This is a genomic window from Nocardioides coralli, from assembly GCF_019880385.1.
In the GTDB taxonomy this organism is placed as follows: domain Bacteria; phylum Actinomycetota; class Actinomycetes; order Propionibacteriales; family Nocardioidaceae; genus Nocardioides; species Nocardioides coralli.
Genome location: NZ_CP082273.1, coordinates 184,158 through 203,178 on the forward strand (window position 1 = coordinate 184,158; position 19,021 = coordinate 203,178).

Sequence of the window (19,021 nt, forward strand, 5' to 3'; positions counted from 1 at the left end):
CGAGGACCTCCTGTGTATGGATCGATCAAACCCTAGTGGGCGGTCATCGGCCGTTGGCGCTGAAGTGCTGGAAGTCCAGCAGCCCCCGCCATTCTCCACCCCACTGCCAGCCGATCTGGCGGAAGGCGGCGACCACCGGGCCGTCTGCGGTGATCATGCCCGGCCGTACCCGGGATCGGTCGAGGTACGCCGACGCGAGCTCGGGCAGCACGACCTCTCCCTTCCGGTAGGGGTTCTGGAACGCGTTGACGTCCACCGCCAGACCGTACGCGTGCTGGGAGAAGGTCGTGCCACCCGTCGTCGGTCGGCAGACGAAAGCGCCCGTCCCGTTGCCGTCACCGGTCCGCGGCCCGTCCGGGTCGTGGCTGCGGACGATGACCACCTGCTCCAGGGGGAACCTCGCCTCCCACAGCCGCCGGAACACCCGGTCGATGTCACGGACCGCCGAGGCGTGCACGAGCAGCTCGCCGGTGTGGCGGCGGTCGTCGAAGCCGAGGAAGGTGAGCCGGAGCCACGCCAGCTCGTCCGCCGCCACCGGGCAGCGTGGCTCCCACGTCGAGCGGCGGATCACCGCGGCGGGTGCCGGTGAGACGATCCGTGAGGCATACCCACGGCCGGGCAGCATCGGCACCTGGTCGGGCAGGGTGAAGGCGCGTCGTCGGAGCGCCCGCGGGGTCGGCCGGACCTCGCCGAAGCCGTCGGCGGTCATCGGCAGCACCCGCTCGAAGAGCCACGGGGGCGGCTGGCTGCCGCGACCGTACGCCGCGCGGCTCAGCGTGCCGTCGGCGCTCGCCGGCCCGGGGCTGCCGTCGCGGCGCACCCGGTCCGGCGGGCCTTCCTCCGCGCGTGAGGGCGAGGGGGTCTCCGTGCCGGCCGTCGGCGACGGCGCTCCCGGCCGGACCTCGCCGGGGGTGTCGGTGGCGCCGCAGCCCGCCAGGGTCGCCACGACCAGGGTCGCGGCGACGAGCAGGGTACGGGGCCTCACGGCCCCCGACCGTACGCTCCGCCGTCACGGGGTCGGCAGCGTGACCACGACCGTGGTGCCCTCCCCGAGTCGCGAGCTGACCTCGATCCGCCCGCTGTGACGGTCCACGATGCGCCGGACGATCGCGAGCCCGAGGCCGGTTCCGGGTCGGGAGACGGCCTCGGGGTTCGTCGAGCGGAAGAACTCCGTGAACAGCTCGGCCTGGTCGCGCTCGGAGATGCCGATGCCCTCGTCGCGGACCTCCAGCACCACCTCGTCCTCCTCGCGCCGCACCCCGAGGTGGACCCGACCGCCCGGGCGGGAGTACTTGACGGCGTTGGACAGCAGGTTGGCCAGCAGCCGCGTCAGCTCGGCCCGGCTGCCGGCGACGGTCGCGTCGCCGACCACCCGCGGCGCGGCGACGGCCACGCCGTACTGGTCGGCGGCGAGGGCGAGGTCCTCGGTGACCTCGCCCAGGACGGCCGCGAGGTCGATGCGGGCGCCGGCGAGCGGGTGGTCCGGGGTCTCCATGCGGCTGAGCAGCAGCAGGTCGTCGACCACGGCCGACAGCCGCTCGGCGCTGCGGGCGAGGGCACGCAGCGAGGGGTGCGCGTCCGCGGGCAGCCCCGCGAGCGACTCGAGCAGCTCGACGTGGCCGAGGATCACCCCGAGCGGGTTCTGAAGCTCGTGCGAGACCGTCGAGATCAGCTGGGAGCGGTACTCGTCGAGCCGCTTGAGCTCCTCCATGAGCTCGAGCTCCCGGCCACGTGCCCGGGTGTTGAGGACCGCCCGGCCGAGGTCGTGGCCGACGTCGAGGGCCGCGGAGCTCTCGGCATCGGTCCAGCGCAGGCCGTCGACGCGCCGCGCCAGCAGGAGCACGCCGAGCGGCTCGGGTCCGGCGCCCAGCGGCACCACCACGAGCGCCCCCGCGCCCCGTTCGGCCAGGTGGTGGGTGAGGCGGTCACGGTGCTCCTCGTCGAGGCGTTCGTCGCCCCAGACCTGGCCCGGCTCCACGATCACGACGGTCTGCGCCGCCCAGGCGCGGCGGCTGGCTGCGAGGACGGCGTCGAGCAGGTCGTCGGGCAGCTGGACCGCGGAGTCGTCGGAGAGGGCCGGGGGCGGGTCGCCGTCGACCAGCACCGCGATGTCGTCGGCCCGGAAGCCCTCGGCGAGGTGCTCCCGTGTCTGGGCCAGCAGCTCCCGGTAGTCCAGCCGGCTCGAGGCCGCCCGGATCACCTCCCGGGCGGTGCTCGCCAGCCGGACCTGCTGGCTCAGCTCCTCGCGCTCGATGGTGGTGAGCACGGCGCGCAGCGGGAGCTCCATGGTCTCGGCGAGCGCGTGCAGCCGGGCGGGCGGGAGACGTCGGCCCGACACGGGCTCGTCGAGGTAGAGCAGCGCGCGCAGCTCCCCGCGCTCGCTGACGATCCGCGCGACCAGCATGTCCATCGGGCGCCACTGGTCGGGCTCGCCGGTCTCGGAGATGTCGGGCACCCAGCCGTACGCCGACATCCGCTCGGCGGCGTCCTTGGTGAACCACTCCTCGGCCACGAACGTGAACGCGCCGTACTCGGCGCCCAGGGAGAAGGCGACCCCCATGACGTTGAGGGGGGAGGCGCTGCCGAGCAGCTCCTTCTCCCCCTCGGGGCTGCCGGCGATCGCCACGAACTCGAGCATGTTGTCGCCCCGCAGGACCTCGATGGCGCACACCTTGAAGCCGGCGCGCTCGCGGACGTCGTCGGCGATCCGGCGCAGCGCCTGGCGGGCCTCGGGCTCGCCCCAGGTGTCCTGGCGTGGGCGCGCCTGGTCCTCCGGTGGAGGTGAGGTGTCGGACATGGGCGTGGCTCCTGCAGGGGGTGGTCCCAGCCTGACAGGCCGGGTGGGCCCGCGCGGCCGGATCGAGGCAATTGGTGGCAACTGACCAGTGAGTAACATGGCGGCCATGGAGCGCACCATCTACGACGAGGACCACGAGGCCTTCCGCAGCTCGGTCAAGGAGTTCCTCGACCGCGAGGTGGTCCCCCACCTCGACGAGCACGCCGCCAACCACGGCCTCCCGCGCGAGTTCTGGCTGGGAGCCGGCAAGCAGGGCCTGCTCGGGCTCGAGGTCCCCGAGCAGTACGGCGGGATGGAAGCCGGGGACTACCGCTTCAACGCGGTGCTCACCGAGGAGCTCGCCAAGGTCAACATGACGCTCCCGAGCTGCGTCGGGATCCACGCCGACATCGTGGCCCCCTACCTGGTCCACCTCACCGACGACGCCCAGAAGGCGCGGTGGCTGCCGTCGTTCTGCACCGGCGAGCTCGTGACCGCCATCGGCATGACCGAGCCGTCCGGCGGCTCGGACCTCGCGGCCCTCAAGACCACAGCCGTGCGCGACGGTGACGACTGGATCCTCAACGGCTCCAAGACCTTCATCACCAACGGCGGTTCCGCCGACCTGGTCGTGGTGGCGGCGCGGACCTCGCCGGAGAAGAAGGCGAAGGGCATCTCGTTGTTCGGGGTCGACACCTCCGCAGAGGGGTTCTCCGTCGGTCGGGTGCTCGACAAGGTCGGCCAGGACGAGTCCGACACCGCGGAGCTGGCCTTCGAGGACGTCCGGGTCAGCAACGACGACCTGATCGGCGAGCTCGACACCGGCTTCATCTCGATGATGCAGTTCCTGCCCCAGGAGCGGCTCGGCTCAGCCGTGACCAACCTGGCCCACGCGGCGCAGATCCTCGAGGAGACCGTCGACTACGCCAAGGAGCGGAAGGCGTTCGGGCAGCCCATCGGGGCCTTCCAGAACACGCAGTTCCTCCTCGCCGACCTCGTCACGCGGGTCGAGGTGACGCAGGCCTACGTCGACCAGTGCGTCATGGCCCACACGCGCGGCGAGCTCACGGCGGTCGACGCCGCGAAGGCGAAGTGGTGGAGCTCCCAGGTCCAGAACGACGTGCTCGACCACTGTGTCCAGGTCTACGGCGGCTACGGCTACATGAACGAGTACCGCGTCGCCCGGGCCTGGCGCGACGCCCGCGTCACCAAGATCTGGGCGGGCAGCAACGAGATCATGAAGATGCTCATCGCCCGCGACCTCGGCCTGTGACGACGCGGTGACGGCGCGCTGACCGCTCAGCCCAGCCTGTCCTTCGTTGCGGCGACCCGAGCCGCCACGGACGATGGAGACATGAGCACCGACGCCTCCGACGCCGGGATCGACCTCGGGCCCCACCCCGACGAGCCCCACGAGGGCACCGGCTTCAACAACCGCCTCAACTGGTTGCGCGCGGGCGTGCTCGGGGCCAACGACGGCATCGTCAGTGTCGCCGGGCTCGTGATGGGGGTCGCCGGCGCCACCAGTGACTCCTCGGTCATCGCCCTCGCCGGTCTGGCGGGGCTGACCGCCGGTGCGTTGAGCATGGGTGCAGGGGAGTACGTCTCGGTCTCGACGCAGAGCGACTCGGAGCAGGCGCTGCTGCAGAAGGAGCGCCGCGAGCTGCTCGAGGAGCCCGAGGAGGAGCTCGCCGAGCTCGCCCACCTCTACGTGGGCAAGGGACTGAGCGAGGAGCTGGCCCTCGCGGTGGCGCGGGAGCTGACCGAGCACGACGCCCTGGCCGCGCACGCCGAGGCGGAGCTCGGTATCGATCCCGACGACCTCACCAACCCCTGGCACGCCGCCGGGGCGTCCATGTTGGCGTTCGTCATCGGCGCCCTGATCCCGCTGCTCACGATCACGCTCACACCGCCCGACGTGAGGATCTGGGCGACGGGCGGGGCCGTGGCCCTGGCCCTGGCCGCGACCGGGTGGACCAGCGCGCGCCTCGGCTTCGGCGCCGCGCGACCGGCCGTGGTCCGCAACGTCGCCGGTGGGGTCTTCGCGATGACGGTGACCTACCTGATCGGCACGCTGCTCGGCGCCAGCATCATCTGACCGCGCCGCCTACGGTGAGCGGCATGCGGATGTTCGTGGCGCTCGTCCCGCCCGAGGAGGCCGTCGAGCACCTCGACGAGTTCCTGGCCGTGCGCCGGGACGCGGCACCCTTTCGCTGGACCCTGGCCGAGCAGCTCCACGTCACCCTCGCCTTCCTGGCCTCGGTGCCCGACCGCCGGCTCGACGAGCTGGTGGAGCGGCTGCGCAGGGCTGCCGCCCGGCGTACGCCGGTGACGACCGCGGTCGCCGGGGGTGGCGCGTTCCCCGACGCCGCGCGGGCCCGGGTGCTGTGGGCCGGCCTGGAGCTCGACGCCGCCGGACGGACCGAGGTGTCCCGGATGGCGACCGGCGCCCGGGCCGCCGCGGCCAAGGCGGGGATCGAGGTCGGCGGACAGCGCTTCCGCCCGCACCTGACCCTCGCCCGCCTGAAGCGACCGCAGGACGTCACCCGCTGGGTGCAGCTGCTCGACGGCTACCGCGGACCCGCATGGACGACCGGGCAGTACGCCCTCGTCGCCTCCCACCTCGGCGAGGGTCCCCGCAACCGGCCCCGCTACGAGCGGGTCGAGACCTTCCCCCTGGGTCGGTCCGCCGGGCCCCCTGACCTCAGTGCGCGACGACCGACAGCGACTTGACGATGTCCTCGACCCGCTCCTTGGCGTCGCCGAAGAGCATCTGGGTGTTGTCGCGGAAGAACAGCGGGTTCTGCACGCCGGCGTAACCGGTGGCCATCGAGCGCTTGAAGACGATGACGTCGCGGGCGTTCCACACCTCCAGCACCGGCATCCCGGAGATGGGGGAGCCCGGCTCCTCGACCGCCGCGGGGTTGACGGTGTCGTTGGCGCCGATGACGAGCACCACGTCGGTGGTGGCCAGGTCGCTGTTGATCTCGTCCATCTCGAGGACGATGTCGTAGGGGACCTTCGCCTCGGCCAGGAGCACGTTCATGTGGCCCGGCAGACGACCGGCGACGGGGTGGATGCCGAAGCGGACGTCGACCCCGCGGGCGCGGAGCTTCGCGGTCAGGTCGGCGACGGCGTACTGCGCCTGGGCGGTGGCCATGCCGTAGCCGGGAGTGATGACCACCGAGGACGCGTCCTCGAGGAGCTCCGCGACGTGGTCGGCGTGGATCTCGCGGTGGTCGCCGTAGTCGCGGTGCTCACCGGACACGGCACCGTCGGACCCGAAGCCGCCGGCGATCACGCTGACGAAGGAGCGGTTCATGGCCCGGCACATGATGTAGCTGAGGATCGCACCGGAGGAGCCGACCAGCGAGCCCGTGATGATCAGCAGGTCGTTGCTGAGCATGAACCCGGCCGCGGCGGCGGCCCAGCCGCTGTAGGAGTTGAGCATCGACACGACGACCGGCATGTCGCCCCCGCCGATCGCCGCCACGAGGTGGAAGCCGAGCAGCAGCGCCAGGGCGGTCATCACCAGCAGCGGCAGCAGCGCGGTGTCGGTGTGGTCGAGGAGGAACCAGCCCAGCAGCACGGCGGAGGCGATGAGGATCCCGAGGTTGAGCAGGTGACGGCCGGGCAGCATCAGCGGCGCCGACCCCATCCGGGCGCTGAGCTTGAGGAAGGCCACGACGGAGCCCGTGAAGGTGATGGCCCCGATGAAGACGCCGAGGAACACCTCGACCGCGTGCACGGTCTCGGACGCCTCGCCGGCCGCACCCGGCTCGAGGAAGGAGTTGTAGCCCACCAGCACGGCCGCGATCCCCACGAAGCTGTGCAGGATCGCGACCAGCTCGGGCATCCCGGTCATCTCCACGGTGCGGGCCCGCCACACCCCGATCACGGCACCCACCGCCATGGTGCCGAGGATCAGCAGCAGGGTGACCGTCCCGGGTCGCTCCGAGCCGCGCACCGCGAGCACGATCGTGGCCGTGAGCGCGATGACCATGCCGATCATCCCGGCGATGTTGCCGCTCTTGGCGGTCTCGTGACGGGAGAGCCCGGCGAGGGCGGCGATGAAGAGCACCGCCGCGATCAGGTAGGCGCCCTGCACCAGGCCGCCGATCATGGTGTCGGTCATCGGGCGACCTGCTCCTTCCGGAACATCCGCAGCATCCGGAGGGTCACCAGGAAACCGCCGAAGATGTTGATCGAGGCCACGAGCACCGCCACCAGGCTGATCACGGTCACCACCGGGTTGTCGTTGCCGACCTGCAGCACCGCGCCGACCAGGATGATCCCGGAGATCGCGTTGGTCTCGCTCATCAGCGGCGTGTGCAGCGAGTGGCTGACGTTGGAGATCACGTAGTAGCCCACGAAGACCGCCAGCACGAAGACCGTGAAGTGGCCGAGGAACGACGGGGGCGAGTAGGTCGCGACCAGGGCGAAGAGGAGCGCGACGAGCCCGGCGGCGTAGAGCCGTCGCCGCGGGTCGGGGGGTGGCTTCGGCTTCGTGGGCTCGGCGGGCGCCGCGGGCCCGGTGGGCGCCGGGGCCGCGGAGACCTGGACCGGCGGCGGCGGCCACATCGTCTCGCCGTCGCGGACGACCGTCATGCCGCGCTGGACCACGTCGTCGAGGTCGAGCACCAGCTCGCCGTCCTTGGCCGGTGTCAGCAGCTTCATCAGGTTGACGACGTTGGTGCCGTAGAGCTGGCTGGTCTGCGCGGCGAGCCGGCTCGCGAGGTCGGTGTAGCCGAGGATCGTGACGCCGTTGTCGGTGACCACGCGCTCACCCGGGACCGTGCCCTCGACGTTGCCGCCGTTGGGCGCCGCCATGTCGACGACGACCGAGCCGGTCCGCATGCCCGCGACCGTCTCGGCGGTGACCAGGCGTGGCGCGGGGCGGCCGGGGATCAGGGCGGTGGTGATGACGATGTCGGCCGCACGGGCCTCCTCGTCGTACATCGCGGCGGTGGCAGCCTGCTGCTCGGCCGTCATCTCCTTGGCGTAGCCGTCGGAGCTGACCTCGCTCTCCATCTCGACGGTGACGAACTCCGCCCCCATCGACTCGACCTGCTCGGCCACCTCGGGCCGGACGTCGAAGGCCCGGACGATCGCCCCCATGGCACCGGCGGCCCCGACCGCCGCCAGCCCCGCGACCCCCGCACCCACCACGAACACCCGGGCGGGCGGGACCTTGCCCGCCGCGGTGACCTGCCCGGTGAACTGGCGGCCGAACTCGTGGGCCGCCTCGATCACGGCGCGGTAGCCGGCCACGTTGGCCATCGAGGACAGCACGTCCATCGACTGGGCCCGCGAGATCCGGGGGACCGCGTCCATCGCCAGGGCGGTCACCCCGGCCGCGGCGAGCCGGTCGACCAGCTCGGGGCTCCGGGCCGGCGCCATCATCGAGACCACCGTCGCGCCGCGACGCAGCCGACCGATCTCCTTCTCGGTGGGCGGGTTCACCTTGACGACGACGTCGCTGCCCCAGACCTCCTCGGCGCCCCCCACCGCCACCTCGGCGCGGACGAACATCTCGTCGGGCTGGTCGGCCGCCACCCCGGCCCCCGACTCGACCACGACGTCGTAGCCGAGCTTGCGGAGCTGGGTGGCGGTCGCCGCCGTGGCGGCGACCAACCGCTCGCCGGCCGCGGACTCGCAGGGGATGCCGATCCTCACGCGTTCCTCCTCAGGGGTCTGGCCGTGCGGGCTCAACATACAAGCGCGCCCGCGCTCCAGTGCCCTGTCGGCCGCGTCGTGGGTCACGCACCGTCGCGAGGAGGGCTGGGGGCGTGGGTCAGTCGGCGACGCCGTAGAGCCGGTCGCCGGCATCGCCGAGCCCCGGCACGATGTATCCCTTGTCGTTGAGCTTCTCGTCCATGGCCGCGGTCACCACGGTGATCGGGATGTCGATGTCGGAGAGCTCCTGCTCGAGCCGGTCGCATCCCTCGGGCGCGGCGAGCAGGCAGATCGCGGTGATGTCGTCGGCGCCACGGTCCACCAGGAACCGGATCGCCGCCGCCAGCGTGCCGCCGGTGGCGAGCATCGGGTCGAGCACGTAGCACTGGCGGCCGGACAGGTCGTCGGGCAGCCGCTCGGCGTACGTCGAGGCCTCGAGGGTCTCCTCGTTGCGGATCATCCCGAGGAAACCGACCTCGGCGGTCGGCAGCAGTCGCATGAGGCCGTCGAGCATGCCGAGGCCGGCGCGGAGGATCGGGACCACCAGCGGCTTCGGGCGGGCCAGCTTCACCCCGGTGGTCGGGGCCACCGGGGTGTTGATCTCCTTCGGCGACACCCGGATCTCCCGGGTGGCCTCGTAGGCGAGCAGCGTGACCAGCTCGTCGGCGAGACGGCGGAAGGTGGGGGAGTCGGTGGTCTCGTCGCGGAGGTAGGTGAGCTTGTGGGTGACCAGCGGGTGGTCCACGACGTGGGTGCGCATGCGCCGAACCCTAGTCGCCGCTGGGCTGGTGCCGGCAGGTCGGGCAGGAACCCTCTGGACCGGGGCCCGGGCCTCTGCCACTCTGGAGACGACCCGATCCGTGGGGCCGGCGAAGGGAGGACGAGGCCATGGCCGACCAGCTGGACGGTGTGGACTTCGCCGTGGCCGCGTATCGGGAGGAAGGTGTCTGGCAGGTCGAGGAGCTCGCCCACGACCTGCTCGCCGACGTCGAGACGCTCGCCCACGCGCTGCGTCGGTTCCCGGGCGACGGCGGGGCCGTCGGCCTCGTGGCCATCGACGAGGACTTCTTCGTGGTCGTGCGGGTCGCGGGATCGCTCACCCGGGTGCTGCTCTCCGACGTCACCGCCGCCGACGAGTGGGAGCTGGCTGCCTCGGCCGTCGACTTCCTGGGATTGCCGCCGCCCGAGGAGGACGACGAGCAGGTGCCGGCCGGTGACCTCGACATCTTCGGCGACCTGGGCATGCAGGCCATGGACCTCGCCGTGCTGCTGGACGACTTCGACCTCTATCCCGACGAGATGCTCTCCGACGTCGCGCGACGGCTGGGGTTCGGCCCGCTGTTCGACGAGACCGTCGGGCTCGCCTCCGCCTGAGCCGCCGGTGACGTCGCCCCACGACGCCGGGATGCGCGCGGCGCTCGACCAGGCACGCGCCGCACTGGCCACCGGCGACGTCCCTGTGGGCGCGGTGGTGGTCGACGCGTCCGGCACCGTGCTGGGCGCGGGGCGCAACCGACGCGAGGCCGACGCCGACCCCACCGCGCACGCCGAGGTGGTGGCACTCCGGGAGGCCGCCCGCGAGCGAGGCGAGTGGCGGCTGGACGGCTGCACCCTCGTGGTCACCCTCGAGCCCTGCACCATGTGCGCCGGCGCTGCGGTCCTCGCTCGCGTCGACCGCGTGGTCTTCGGTGCCTACGACGAGAAGGCGGGTGCGGTGGGGTCGCTGTGGGACGTCGTGCGTGACCGCCGCCTCAACCACCGGCCCGAGGTCGTCTCGGGTGTCCTGGCGGCTGACTCGGCCGCCCTGCTGGAGGAGTTCTTCCGCGGCCACCGGTGACCCCGTGATGACTCCGTCCGATTTCGGGCGGCCCCGGCGTCTCCGGTAGCCTTCCCGGCGGTGGCGTGTCCGAGCGGCCTAAGGAGAACGCCTCGAAAGCGTTTGTGGGTGCAAGCCCACCGAGGGTTCAAATCCCTCCGCCACCGCCACAGGTGATGTCACAGGACATCCGCGAGACCCGAACCCACGGTCGTGGGTTCGGGTCTTGGTCGTTTCGGCCCTCGCTCGGACTCCGGTGTCACCGGCTGACAGCAGACGTCGAGCCAGGGCCCGGACGCGCGACGCGCTCAGCGCGACGCGAACCAGGCGGTCCGGAACTCCTCCAGCGCCGCCACGTCGAGCCCGTCGCAGGAGAGCTGGTCGCGGGCCGTGAGGGCCTGCACCTGCTCGGTGCCGTCGGGGTGGGCCCCGGCCAGCACACCGACGCCGGCCTCCCCCTCCACCCAGGTGCGCAGCTCCTCGACGTCCGCGGCGGGGAGGTCGGCGGGGTAGAGCACCGCGATGTAGCCGTCGCCGACCGAGTGGCCGAAGTCGCCGAGCGGGGCCTCCTCGGCCGGACCGAAGAAGGACTGCTGGACGTGACCGCCCGCGGCGGGCAGGGGCGTCGTACGCGGCTCCACGGTGCACCGGTCGGACTCACCGGCGACGAGGTCGACGTCGTCGGCCGGCGTGGAGAAGGTCTGGAAGGCCACGATCGCCGTGGCGGCCGCGCCGCCGGCGAACACGCCCACCGACGCGAGCCTGCGCAGCGACGTCCCGGAGGCGTCGACGAGGGTGTCGACGAGCAGACCCAGGACCGCCATCGCGAGGATGGCCGTGAGCTGGCCGAGCTCGATGCCGGCGTTGAAGGCGAGCACCCGCCACAGCACGCCCTCCTCGGGCAGCCCGAGGTCCTGCAGCCGCGTCGAGAGCCCCAGCCCGTGGACGAGGCCGAAGCCACCGACGACGGCGGCGAACAGCCCCCACCGGATCGTCGTCGCGAACATGCCGAGCAACCCGACGAGGACGACGGAGAGGCCGATCACCACGTCGACGGCACCGGGGTCCACCCGCCAGCCCGCCAGGGTCGCCAGCACCAGCGTCGTGCTGTGGCCGAGCACGAACACGGTGATGAGCTCGGCGGCGCGCCACCCGTCCCGGGCGATGACCAGCACGCCCGCGACGAAGAGCAGGTGGTCCCAGCCGAGCACCATGTGCTCGAAGCCGAGCGGCACGAACCCGAGGACGCTGCGGTGGGCGGCGTCGCCGCCGATGCCGTGGGCCGCCGCGGGAGCGGCAGGGGCGAGGACACCCGCCGCGACGACGACCAGCAGGACCGCCGTTCGGGTCCGGTGGAGCGGCATCGTCACCTCGGTGGGGTCGGTCGGGTCGGGCCGCCTCATGCTAGGTGAACGGCGGTGAGGGGCCCGCGCGGCGGCTGCGGCCGGGATCGCCGCCGACCCCAGTGGGCGCCCTAGCCCACTTGCGCCATGCAGATGGTCCGCGATGATGATCACCTCGGGTCCCCCACAGGGGGACACTGGTCTCTGCCACCACCCCCCGGAGGAGCAGCCATGACCGTCAGGGTCGAACGGGATGGCCCCGTCACCATCGTCAGCATCGACCGCCCCGCCGTGCGCAACGCGGTCGACTGGCGCACCGCCGGCTCGCTGGCCGACGCGTTCGAGGAGTTCGACAAGGACGACACGCAGAGCGCCGCCGTCCTCTACGGCGAGGGCGGGGTGTTCAGCTCCGGCGCCGACCTCAAGGCCATGGACCAACGGCTCGAGCCCGACGGGAACGGTCCGATGGGACCGACCCGGATGCAGCTCTCCAAGCCGGTCATCGCCGCCATCGAGGGCTTCTGCGTCGCAGGTGGCCTCGAGATGGCGCTCTGGTGCGACCTGCGCGTCGCCTCCCGCGACGCCAGCTTCGGCTTCTTCAACCGACGCTGGGGAGTGCCGCTGATCGACGGCGCCACCAGTCGGCTGCCGCGCCTGGTCGGGTACGGCCGCGCCATGGACCTCATCCTCACCGGCCGCGAGGTGAGCGCCGCCGAGGCGGAGCGGATGGGCCTGGTCAACTGGCTGGTGGAGCCCGGAGAGGTGCTCGAGGAGGCACTCTCGGTGGCCTTCGTCCTCGCCGACCTCCCCCAGCAGGCGATGCGCAGCGACCGCATGGCCCTGATCGCCGGTGACGGGCTGGACGTCGAGGAGGCGATGGCCGAGGAGTTCCGGCTGGGGCTGGAGGCCCTGAAGGCGGGATCCGCGGATCGCGGTGTCTCGCGGTTCGTCGGCGGTGCCGGCCGCGGTGGTGCGCCGGACCGTGAGCCCGACGCATGATGGGTGCATGATCCGGGTCTTCCTGCTCGACGACCACGAGGTCGTCCGCCGTGGCCTGCGCCAGCTGCTCGAGGACGCCGGCGACATCGAGGTCGTCGGTCAGTCCGGGCTGGCCGCCGAGGCGGCGTCCCGGATCCCCGCGCTGCGACCCGACGTCGCCATCCTCGACGGCAGGCTGCCCGACGGCAGCGGCATCGACGTCTGTCGCCAGGTGCGCTCGGTCGACCCGGACATCCGCGCGCTCGTCCTCACGTCCTACGACGACGACGAGGCGCTCTTCGCGGCGATCCTCGCCGGTGCCTCCGGCTACGTCCTCAAGGAGATCGGCGGGCACGACCTCGTCGACACGATCCGCCGGGTCGCCGCCGGCCAGTCCCTCATCGACCCCAGCCTGACCGCGCGCGTCCTCGACCGCGTGCGCAGCGGTGAGCAGCTGCCCGACGAGCTGGCGGAGCTGACCGAGCGAGAGCGCGAGATCCTCGGCCTGATCGCGGAGGGACTCACCAACCGCCAGATCGGCGAACGGCTCTTCCTGGCCGAGAAGACGGTCAAGAACTACGTCTCCAGCATCCTCGCCAAGCTGGGTCTCGAGCGGCGTACGCAGGCCGCCGTCCTCGCGTCCCGGCTGCTGCGTTGACGCCCGGAGCGTCAGGACAGGGGCACCCGCCAGCGCAGCAGCGTGCCGCCTCCCGGGGGTGAGGACACCTCGCACGCGCCCCCCAGGTCGGCCGCCCGCCGCCGGAGGTTGGCCAGGCCGCTCTCGTCGCGGCCGGCCGGGAGACCGAGCCCGTCGTCGGCGACGGTGAGCGAGACCTGCCCGTCGGCGATGGTGACGTCGACCCGCACCCTGGAGGCGTGGGCGTGCCGGGCGGTGTTGCTCAGCGCCTCGGTGAGCACGGCGAGCAGCGGCTCAGCCAGCGCGTCGTCGACGGCCGTGTCGACCGGCCCGTGGGTCCGCAGGACCGGCGCGAAGCCGAGCGGCTCGGTGTAGCGCTCCGCCAGGTCGGCCAGCTGCCGGCGCACGCTGTGGCCCTGGTCGGACTGGCGCAGCTCGAAGATCGAGGCGCGGATGTCCCGGATGGTCTCGTCCAGCTCCGCCACCGCCTGGTCGATCCGCTCCTCGACGACCCGCGAGCGGGCGCGGGCGCGGACCCCCTGCAGCTGCAGGCCGGTGGCGAAGAGCCGCTGGATCACCACGTCGTGGAGGTCGCGGGCGATCCGGTCGCGGTCGCTCACGAGCGCCAGCTCCTCCTGGTCGTGGACCGCCTGCAGCCGGTCGAGGGAGAGCGCCGCCTGGGTGGCGAAGGCCGCCATCAGCTCACGGGTCTCCGGCACCGACCAGTCCTGCAGGGGCGCTGCGGCGGACTGCACCGCCACCAGCGCCGTCCTCGGCGTCAGGTGCGTGGGGAGCGGGGCGATGAGCGCACGCCGCTCGTCGGCGTCGACCTCGGTGCTGACCTCGCCGTCGGTGACGGCGCGGCTCACCAGGTCGCCGAGGTCCTCGAGCACGGCGGCCAGGTCCTCATGGCCTCGACCGTCCATCGCGAGCACGTCGACGGTGCCCTCGCCGGTCAGTGCGGACACCCCGACCACGGCGTCCTTGCCGAGGGCGTTGCGGGCGGCGATCGCCACCTGCAACAGGGCCTCGCCCCGGTCCAGCGGTGGCTCCAGCACCTCCGCGAGCCCCGCGGTGGCGGCCAGCCAACGCCGCTGCAGCTCGCTGGAGCTGTAGCTGCGGGCGTTCTCGATGACGAAGCCGGCCGCATTGGCCAGCGCCTGCACCAACCTCTCGTCGTGGCCCGTGAACGGTTCGCCGCCCTCCTTCTCGGTCAGGTAGAGGTTGCCGAAGACCGTCCCCCGGATCCGCACCGGGACCCCGAGGAAGGTGCGCATGGGGGGATGGTTGTCCGGGAAGCCCACCGAGGAGGCGTGGGCGGTCAGGTCGTCGAGGCGCAGCGGGTCGGGGTGGTCGATCAGCAACCCGAGGATTCCGCGGCCCCGCGGCAGGTCGCCGATCCGCGCCCGCTGGTCCTCGGGGATCCCGTGGGTGATGAAGTCGCCGAGGTGGTCGTGCTCGTCGGAGAGCACACCGAGGGCGCCGTACGTCGCGCCCGTCAGGGTGCAGGCCGAGCGGACGATGCGGTCCAGCGTGGCGTGGAGGTCGAGGTCCGAGCCGATCGCGACGACGGCGTCGAGGAGCGCCCGTCCACCGTCGGCGAGGACAGGCTCGCGGCCGGCACCGGGATCCGGGCTCACCCTGTCATTGTGGCAGCGCGCGGCGCGATGCGTCGTCCGGTGAGCTCGTCGCAGTGCAGGGACACGTAGAGCCAGCGTTGCCCGCCCGCCCACGGCCGCGGGTCCCAGAGGTGCCGGATCCGGGAGAGCTCGTCGGCGTCCTCGACCAGCGCCCCGCGCCCGGTGGCCACGACGCTCCAGCCCGACTCGTGCTCGCCGTCGACGTGGTCGACCTCGAAGGCGAGCTTCGTGGTCCAGGAGTGGATGCCGAGGATGCTGTAGGGCGTGGTCCGGAAGACCACGGCGCCGTCGACGACGACGTAGTTGACGGGGAAGACCCGGGGACCGTCCGGGGTGCACAGCGCCACCCGGCCCACCGGCTGGGTGTCCAGCAGCTCGGCGCACTCCTCGTAGGTGAGCTCGATGGGTAGCTTCATGGCGGCCTCCGGTCGGTCTCGATGCGTCGAGTCTCGGCCGCACGCCCTGGGCACCGGATGGGGCGAAGGTCCCGTGTGAGGATGGCCGAGTGACCTGGTTCGACGACCCTGCCGCCACCGCCGACCGGCTCCGCCACGTGGGCTACCTCGCCGACCCCGGGACGGCGACCACGGCCTACCTCGCGGACGCGCTGGAGAAGCCGCTGCTCGTCGAGGGCCCGGCGGGTGTCGGCAAGACCGAGCTGGCCAAGGCGGTCTCGCGCGCGACGGGCGCCGAGCTGGTGCGGCTGCAGTGCTACGAGGGCCTCGACGAGGCGCGGGCGCTCTACGAGTGGAACTACAAGAAGCAGCTGCTGCGGATCCAGGCGAGCGGCGCCGACCGGACGTGGGCGGAGACCCACGACGACGTGTTCACCGAGGAGTTCCTGCTGACGCGGCCGCTGCTGACCGCGATCCGCCGCGAGCAGCCGACCGTGCTGCTGGTGGACGAGGTCGACAAGACCGACGTCGAGGTCGAGGGGCTGCTGCTCGAGGTGCTCTCGGACTTCCAGGTCACCATCCCCGAGCTCGGCACCGTCGCCGCCATTCGCCGGCCCTACGTCGTCCTCACCTCCAACGCCAGCCGCGAGCTGTCCGAGGCGCTCAAGCGGCGCTGCCTCTACCTCCACCTCGACTACCCGGACGCCGACCGCGAGCTCGAGATCGTCACCCAGCAGGTGCCCGACATCGAGCGCCGGGTCGCGGGCCGGCTCGTCGACGTGATCGGGCGGCTGCGCGACCTCGACCTCAAGAAGGCGCCCTCGATCGCGGAGTCGGTCGACTGGGCCCGCACCCTGGTCGCCCTGCAGATCGGCACCCTCGACGAGGTGGCGATCGCGAGCACCCTGGGTGCCGTCCTCAAGCACTCCTCGGACCAGGAGCGCGCGGTCAAGGAGCTGGGCCTCGCCCCATGAGCACCCTGGTCGCCCGCCACATCGACTTCCTGGAGGCCCTCCGGGGAGCAGGGTTGCCGGTGTCCCTGGCCGAGGACCTCGACGCCGTCGCCGCGCTGTCGGTGCTGCCGTGGCACGACCGCGCCACCGTGCGGGCCGGGTACGCCGCGACGCTGGTGAAGCGGCAGTCGCAGCGCCCGACCTTCGACGCGCTGTTCGACCTCTACTTCCCGCGTCTGGTCGGTCGGGGCGCGTCACCGCAGGGTGACGACGAGGCCGGGGACGACGAGGCCGGGGACGACGACGCGGACGGGGGCCCGGTCGTGCGCGACGACGGCCGCGCGCTCCGTGACCTCCGCGAGCGGCTCGAGGCGGCACTCTCCGCCGGCGACCAGGCGGCGCTGGCCGACCTCGCGGTGGAGGCAGTCGACCGCTTCGGGGCGTTGCCCGGCCGGGCCCCCGGGCTCAGCAGCTGGTCTGCGTACACGGCCCTGCGGCGGGTGGACCCCACCGAGCTCACCGACCGGATCGTCGCCGCCCTCCTCGGCACCGGCCGCACCGCGCCGGAGGCACGCCGGGCCGCCGGGCGCCGGGTCGGCGAGTTCACCCGGCTCGCCGAGGACGACGCGCGGCGCAGGATCGCGGAGGAGAAGGGACCCGGCCACGTCGCCGACGTGGCGGTGCGGCCCACCATCGACCGCCTCGACTTCACCGCCGCACGGCGTGCGGACCTCGAGGAGATGCGTCGCGAGATCTACCCGCTCGCCCGGCGGCTCGCGACCCGGCTGACCCAGGAGCGGCACGCGCGCCGGCGGGGGCCGCTGGACGTCCGGCGCACGGTCCGCGCGTCGCTCTCGACGGGCGGCGTGCCGCTCGTGACCCACCACCGCCCACGGCGGCCACGCCGCACCGAGCTGGTGGTGCTGTGCGACGTCAGCGGCTCGGTGGCCAGCTTCGCGCAGTTCACGCTCCTGCTGGTCTTCGCGCTGCGGGAGCAGTTCACCAAGGTCCGGGCCTTCACGTTCGTCGACGACGTGCACGAGGTGACCCACCACTTCCGGCCGGGGGCCGACCCTGTCGACACGATGGCCGACCTGGCCGCGAGCACCGCCCACGCGGCGCTGTGGGGCCGGACGAGCTACGGGCGGGCGCTCACCGCCTTCGCGGAGCGCCACGGCGACGCCGTCGGGCCGAAGACGTCCCTCCTGGTCCTGGGCGACGCACGCTCCAACTACAGCGACCTCGCCGAGGAACGGCTCCGCGCGCTGGTGGGTGCGGCTCGCCACGCCTGGTGGCTCAACCCCGAGCACCCGCGCCACTGGGACACCGGCGACTCGGCGGCCAGCCGCTACGCGGCGATCGTCCCGATGGTCGAGTGCCGCAACCTCGCCCAGCTGGGCGAGTTCGTCCACGACCTCGTCTGAGCAGTCGGGCGGCTCCATAACCTCTCCGCGCCGCACCTCGTTGGGACCTCGACCCCGGCACGAGGAGGAGTTCGTGAGAGCCAGGCTCACGGTGGTTGTCGTGGCTGTGCTGATGCTGGTCGGGATCCCGCCCGCCGGTGCGTCGGACGGCCAGCAGCCGTCCGGCGACGTCCGGAACGCCGTCTTCGTCGGCAACAACTGGGACGGCACCGCCACCGTCCTCGCCCCGGGCTCCTTCCGGCAGCTCGGCCGGATCAACATCATCCCGGACCGCGAGCAGCGGATGCAGGAGATCGCCCTCAACCCCGAACGGCTGGCCTACTTCCTCGCCATCCGCGAGGCGATCGGCGAGGGCAACAACCAGTACGTCGACGACATGTACTCCTCGGCTGACGGGAAGCTGCTGATCGTCTCGCGCCCGTCGTACGCCGACGTCGTGGCCATCCGGCTCGACACCGGCGAGATCGCATGGCGCTTCCCCGTCGCTGGCCACCGCTCCGACCACATGGCGATCTCGCCGAACGGCAAGCGGGTCGTCGTCAGCGCCTCGACCGCCAACCTCGTGCACGTGCTCCGGGTCCGTGACGGCAAGGAGATCGGGTCCTTCCCCTCCGGTGGCTCACCCCACGAGAGCGTCTTCGTCGACGGCGGCCGCAAGGTGCTCCACGCCAGCATCGGCACCGTCTACACCCCGCTCGACCAGGGTGAGGCCGACCCGACCAAGGGGGAGCGGGTCTTCCAGCTCGTCGACGCCCGGCGCCCGGACTCCGAGGGCCAGTTCGAGGTGCTCCGCCGCTACGACCTGCGGAAGAAGTTCGACCGGCTGGGCCGCGAGAACATGAGCACGGCAGTACGACCGATGACGCTGTCGCCGGACGAGCGGCGCGTGCACTTCCAGGTGAGCTTCTACCACGGCTTCGTCTCCATGGGCCTGCGCAGCGGCCGGGTGCAGCGCTTCACCAGGCTGCCCAACCTGGTGAAGGACACCCCGCGCGAGCAGTACCTCCTCGACTCCGCGCACCACGGCATCGCCTTGAACCCGGCCGGCACCGACATCTGCGTCGCGGGGACCATGTCCGACTACGCGACCGTGGTGGACGCCCGCACGCGGCGGCGTGGCCCGCTGCTGCGCAAGGAGGACGGCAAGCCCTACTGGGTGACGCCGAGCCGTGACGGCCGGTTCTGCTACATCTCCTGGAGCGGCACCGACGAGGTCTCCCGCATCTCCTACCGCACCGGACGCATCGACCGGACCGTCCCGGTGGGCGACCACCCGCAGCGGGTCCGCAACGGCTTCGTCGCGCGGTCGCTGGTTGCCGGGCTGCCCGACTACACCCCGCCCGACGACGTGCAGTCGGTTCCCTAGGCACCGTCCCGGGTGAC

The 19,021-nt window shown here is 72.5% G+C and carries 18 protein-coding genes and 1 tRNA gene; 11 read left to right on the forward strand and 8 right to left on the reverse strand.

The window, feature by feature from the left end; genetic code table 11:
• Positions 1 to 43: 43 nt before the first annotated feature.
• The gene (locus K6T13_RS00915) at positions 44 to 985 is read right to left on the reverse strand and encodes a M15 family metallopeptidase (RefSeq protein ID WP_249423877.1); all 942 of its coding nucleotides are present in this window, start codon (positions 983 to 985) and stop codon (positions 44 to 46) included.
• Positions 986 to 1,009: 24 nt separating this feature from the next.
• On the reverse strand, positions 1,010 to 2,797 hold the full coding sequence (locus K6T13_RS00920) for a sensor histidine kinase (protein WP_222896003.1): 1,788 nt from the start codon (positions 2,795 to 2,797) through the stop codon (positions 1,010 to 1,012).
• A gap of 106 nt (positions 2,798 to 2,903) precedes the next feature.
• Here K6T13_RS00920 and K6T13_RS00925 point away from each other — a divergent pair, with 106 nt between their 5' ends.
• The 3 genes from K6T13_RS00925 (at position 2,904) to thpR (ending at position 5,509) form a co-directional block, all read left to right on the forward strand.
• Positions 2,904 to 4,049, forward strand: a complete 1,146-nt coding sequence (locus K6T13_RS00925) for an acyl-CoA dehydrogenase family protein (protein ID WP_222896005.1) — start codon at positions 2,904 to 2,906, stop codon at positions 4,047 to 4,049.
• Positions 4,050 to 4,130: 81 nt separating this feature from the next.
• Positions 4,131 to 4,874, forward strand: coding sequence for a VIT1/CCC1 transporter family protein (locus tag K6T13_RS00930; protein WP_222896007.1), 744 nt, complete (start codon positions 4,131 to 4,133; stop codon positions 4,872 to 4,874).
• Between the two features lie 23 nt (positions 4,875 to 4,897).
• Positions 4,898 to 5,509: an RNA 2',3'-cyclic phosphodiesterase gene (gene thpR, locus K6T13_RS00935; RefSeq protein ID WP_222896009.1), complete on the forward strand. Its 612-nt coding sequence runs from the start codon at positions 4,898 to 4,900 to the stop codon at positions 5,507 to 5,509.
• Here the strand turns inward: thpR and pntB are convergent.
• The 3 genes from pntB to upp form a co-directional block, all read right to left on the reverse strand.
• Positions 5,481 to 6,911: a Re/Si-specific NAD(P)(+) transhydrogenase subunit beta gene (pntB, locus tag K6T13_RS00940; protein WP_249423878.1), complete on the reverse strand. Its 1,431-nt coding sequence runs from the start codon at positions 6,909 to 6,911 to the stop codon at positions 5,481 to 5,483. The genes thpR and pntB overlap by 29 nt on opposite strands.
• The gene (locus tag K6T13_RS00945; protein ID WP_222896011.1) at positions 6,908 to 8,452 is read right to left on the reverse strand and encodes a Re/Si-specific NAD(P)(+) transhydrogenase subunit alpha; all 1,545 of its coding nucleotides are present in this window, start codon (positions 8,450 to 8,452) and stop codon (positions 6,908 to 6,910) included. Before K6T13_RS00945 ends, pntB begins: the two co-directional genes overlap by 4 nt.
• A gap of 118 nt (positions 8,453 to 8,570) precedes the next feature.
• On the reverse strand, positions 8,571 to 9,212 hold the full coding sequence (gene upp, locus K6T13_RS00950; RefSeq protein ID WP_222896013.1) for a uracil phosphoribosyltransferase: 642 nt from the start codon (positions 9,210 to 9,212) through the stop codon (positions 8,571 to 8,573).
• A 128-nt stretch (positions 9,213 to 9,340) separates the two neighbouring features.
• Between upp and K6T13_RS00955 the strand changes: the two genes are divergently transcribed.
• The 3 genes from K6T13_RS00955 to K6T13_RS00965 all read left to right on the forward strand — a co-directional run bounded on the left by K6T13_RS00955 (position 9,341) and on the right by K6T13_RS00965 (position 10,438).
• Positions 9,341 to 9,826, forward strand: a complete 486-nt coding sequence (locus K6T13_RS00955; protein WP_222896015.1) for a tRNA adenosine deaminase-associated protein — start codon at positions 9,341 to 9,343, stop codon at positions 9,824 to 9,826.
• A 31-nt stretch (positions 9,827 to 9,857) separates the two neighbouring features.
• Positions 9,858 to 10,289: a tRNA adenosine(34) deaminase TadA gene (gene tadA, locus K6T13_RS00960; RefSeq protein ID WP_222898085.1), complete on the forward strand. Its 432-nt coding sequence runs from the start codon at positions 9,858 to 9,860 to the stop codon at positions 10,287 to 10,289.
• A 59-nt stretch (positions 10,290 to 10,348) separates the two neighbouring features.
• Positions 10,349 to 10,438 (forward strand) — tRNA-Ser (locus tag K6T13_RS00965).
• Positions 10,439 to 10,576: 138 nt separating this feature from the next.
• Here the strand turns inward: K6T13_RS00965 and K6T13_RS00970 are convergent.
• Positions 10,577 to 11,671, reverse strand: a complete 1,095-nt coding sequence (locus tag K6T13_RS00970) for a HupE/UreJ family protein (RefSeq protein WP_222896017.1) — start codon at positions 11,669 to 11,671, stop codon at positions 10,577 to 10,579.
• Positions 11,672 to 11,842: 171 nt separating this feature from the next.
• Here K6T13_RS00970 and K6T13_RS00975 point away from each other — a divergent pair, with 171 nt between their 5' ends.
• On the forward strand, positions 11,843 to 12,610 hold the full coding sequence (locus tag K6T13_RS00975) for a crotonase/enoyl-CoA hydratase family protein (RefSeq protein WP_222896019.1): 768 nt from the start codon (positions 11,843 to 11,845) through the stop codon (positions 12,608 to 12,610).
• Between the two features lie 7 nt (positions 12,611 to 12,617).
• Positions 12,618 to 13,247 carry a response regulator gene (locus K6T13_RS00980; protein WP_222896021.1) on the forward strand — a complete coding sequence of 210 codons (630 nt, stop codon included), beginning with the start codon at positions 12,618 to 12,620 and terminating at the stop codon, positions 13,245 to 13,247.
• Positions 13,248 to 13,258: 11 nt separating this feature from the next.
• Here the strand turns inward: K6T13_RS00980 and K6T13_RS00985 are convergent, their stop codons facing one another.
• Complete coding sequence (locus K6T13_RS00985) at positions 13,259 to 14,866, reverse strand: GAF domain-containing sensor histidine kinase (protein WP_222896022.1); 1,608 nt, start codon at positions 14,864 to 14,866, stop codon at positions 13,259 to 13,261.
• On the reverse strand, positions 14,863 to 15,282 hold the full coding sequence (locus K6T13_RS00990) for a pyridoxamine 5'-phosphate oxidase family protein (RefSeq protein WP_222896024.1): 420 nt from the start codon (positions 15,280 to 15,282) through the stop codon (positions 14,863 to 14,865). Before K6T13_RS00990 ends, K6T13_RS00985 begins: the two co-directional genes overlap by 4 nt.
• Before the next feature lie 89 nt (positions 15,283 to 15,371).
• Here K6T13_RS00990 and K6T13_RS00995 point away from each other — a divergent pair, with 89 nt between their 5' ends.
• The 3 genes from K6T13_RS00995 (at position 15,372) to K6T13_RS01005 (ending at position 19,004) form a co-directional block, all read left to right on the forward strand.
• Positions 15,372 to 16,235, forward strand: coding sequence for an AAA family ATPase (locus K6T13_RS00995; protein WP_222896026.1), 864 nt, complete (start codon positions 15,372 to 15,374; stop codon positions 16,233 to 16,235).
• The gene (locus tag K6T13_RS01000) at positions 16,232 to 17,638 is read left to right on the forward strand and encodes a VWA domain-containing protein (protein ID WP_222896028.1); all 1,407 of its coding nucleotides are present in this window, start codon (positions 16,232 to 16,234) and stop codon (positions 17,636 to 17,638) included. Before K6T13_RS00995 ends, K6T13_RS01000 begins: the two co-directional genes overlap by 4 nt.
• A gap of 73 nt (positions 17,639 to 17,711) precedes the next feature.
• Complete coding sequence (locus tag K6T13_RS01005; RefSeq protein WP_222896030.1) at positions 17,712 to 19,004, forward strand: YncE family protein; 1,293 nt, start codon at positions 17,712 to 17,714, stop codon at positions 19,002 to 19,004.
• Positions 19,005 to 19,021: the final 17 nt, after the last annotated feature.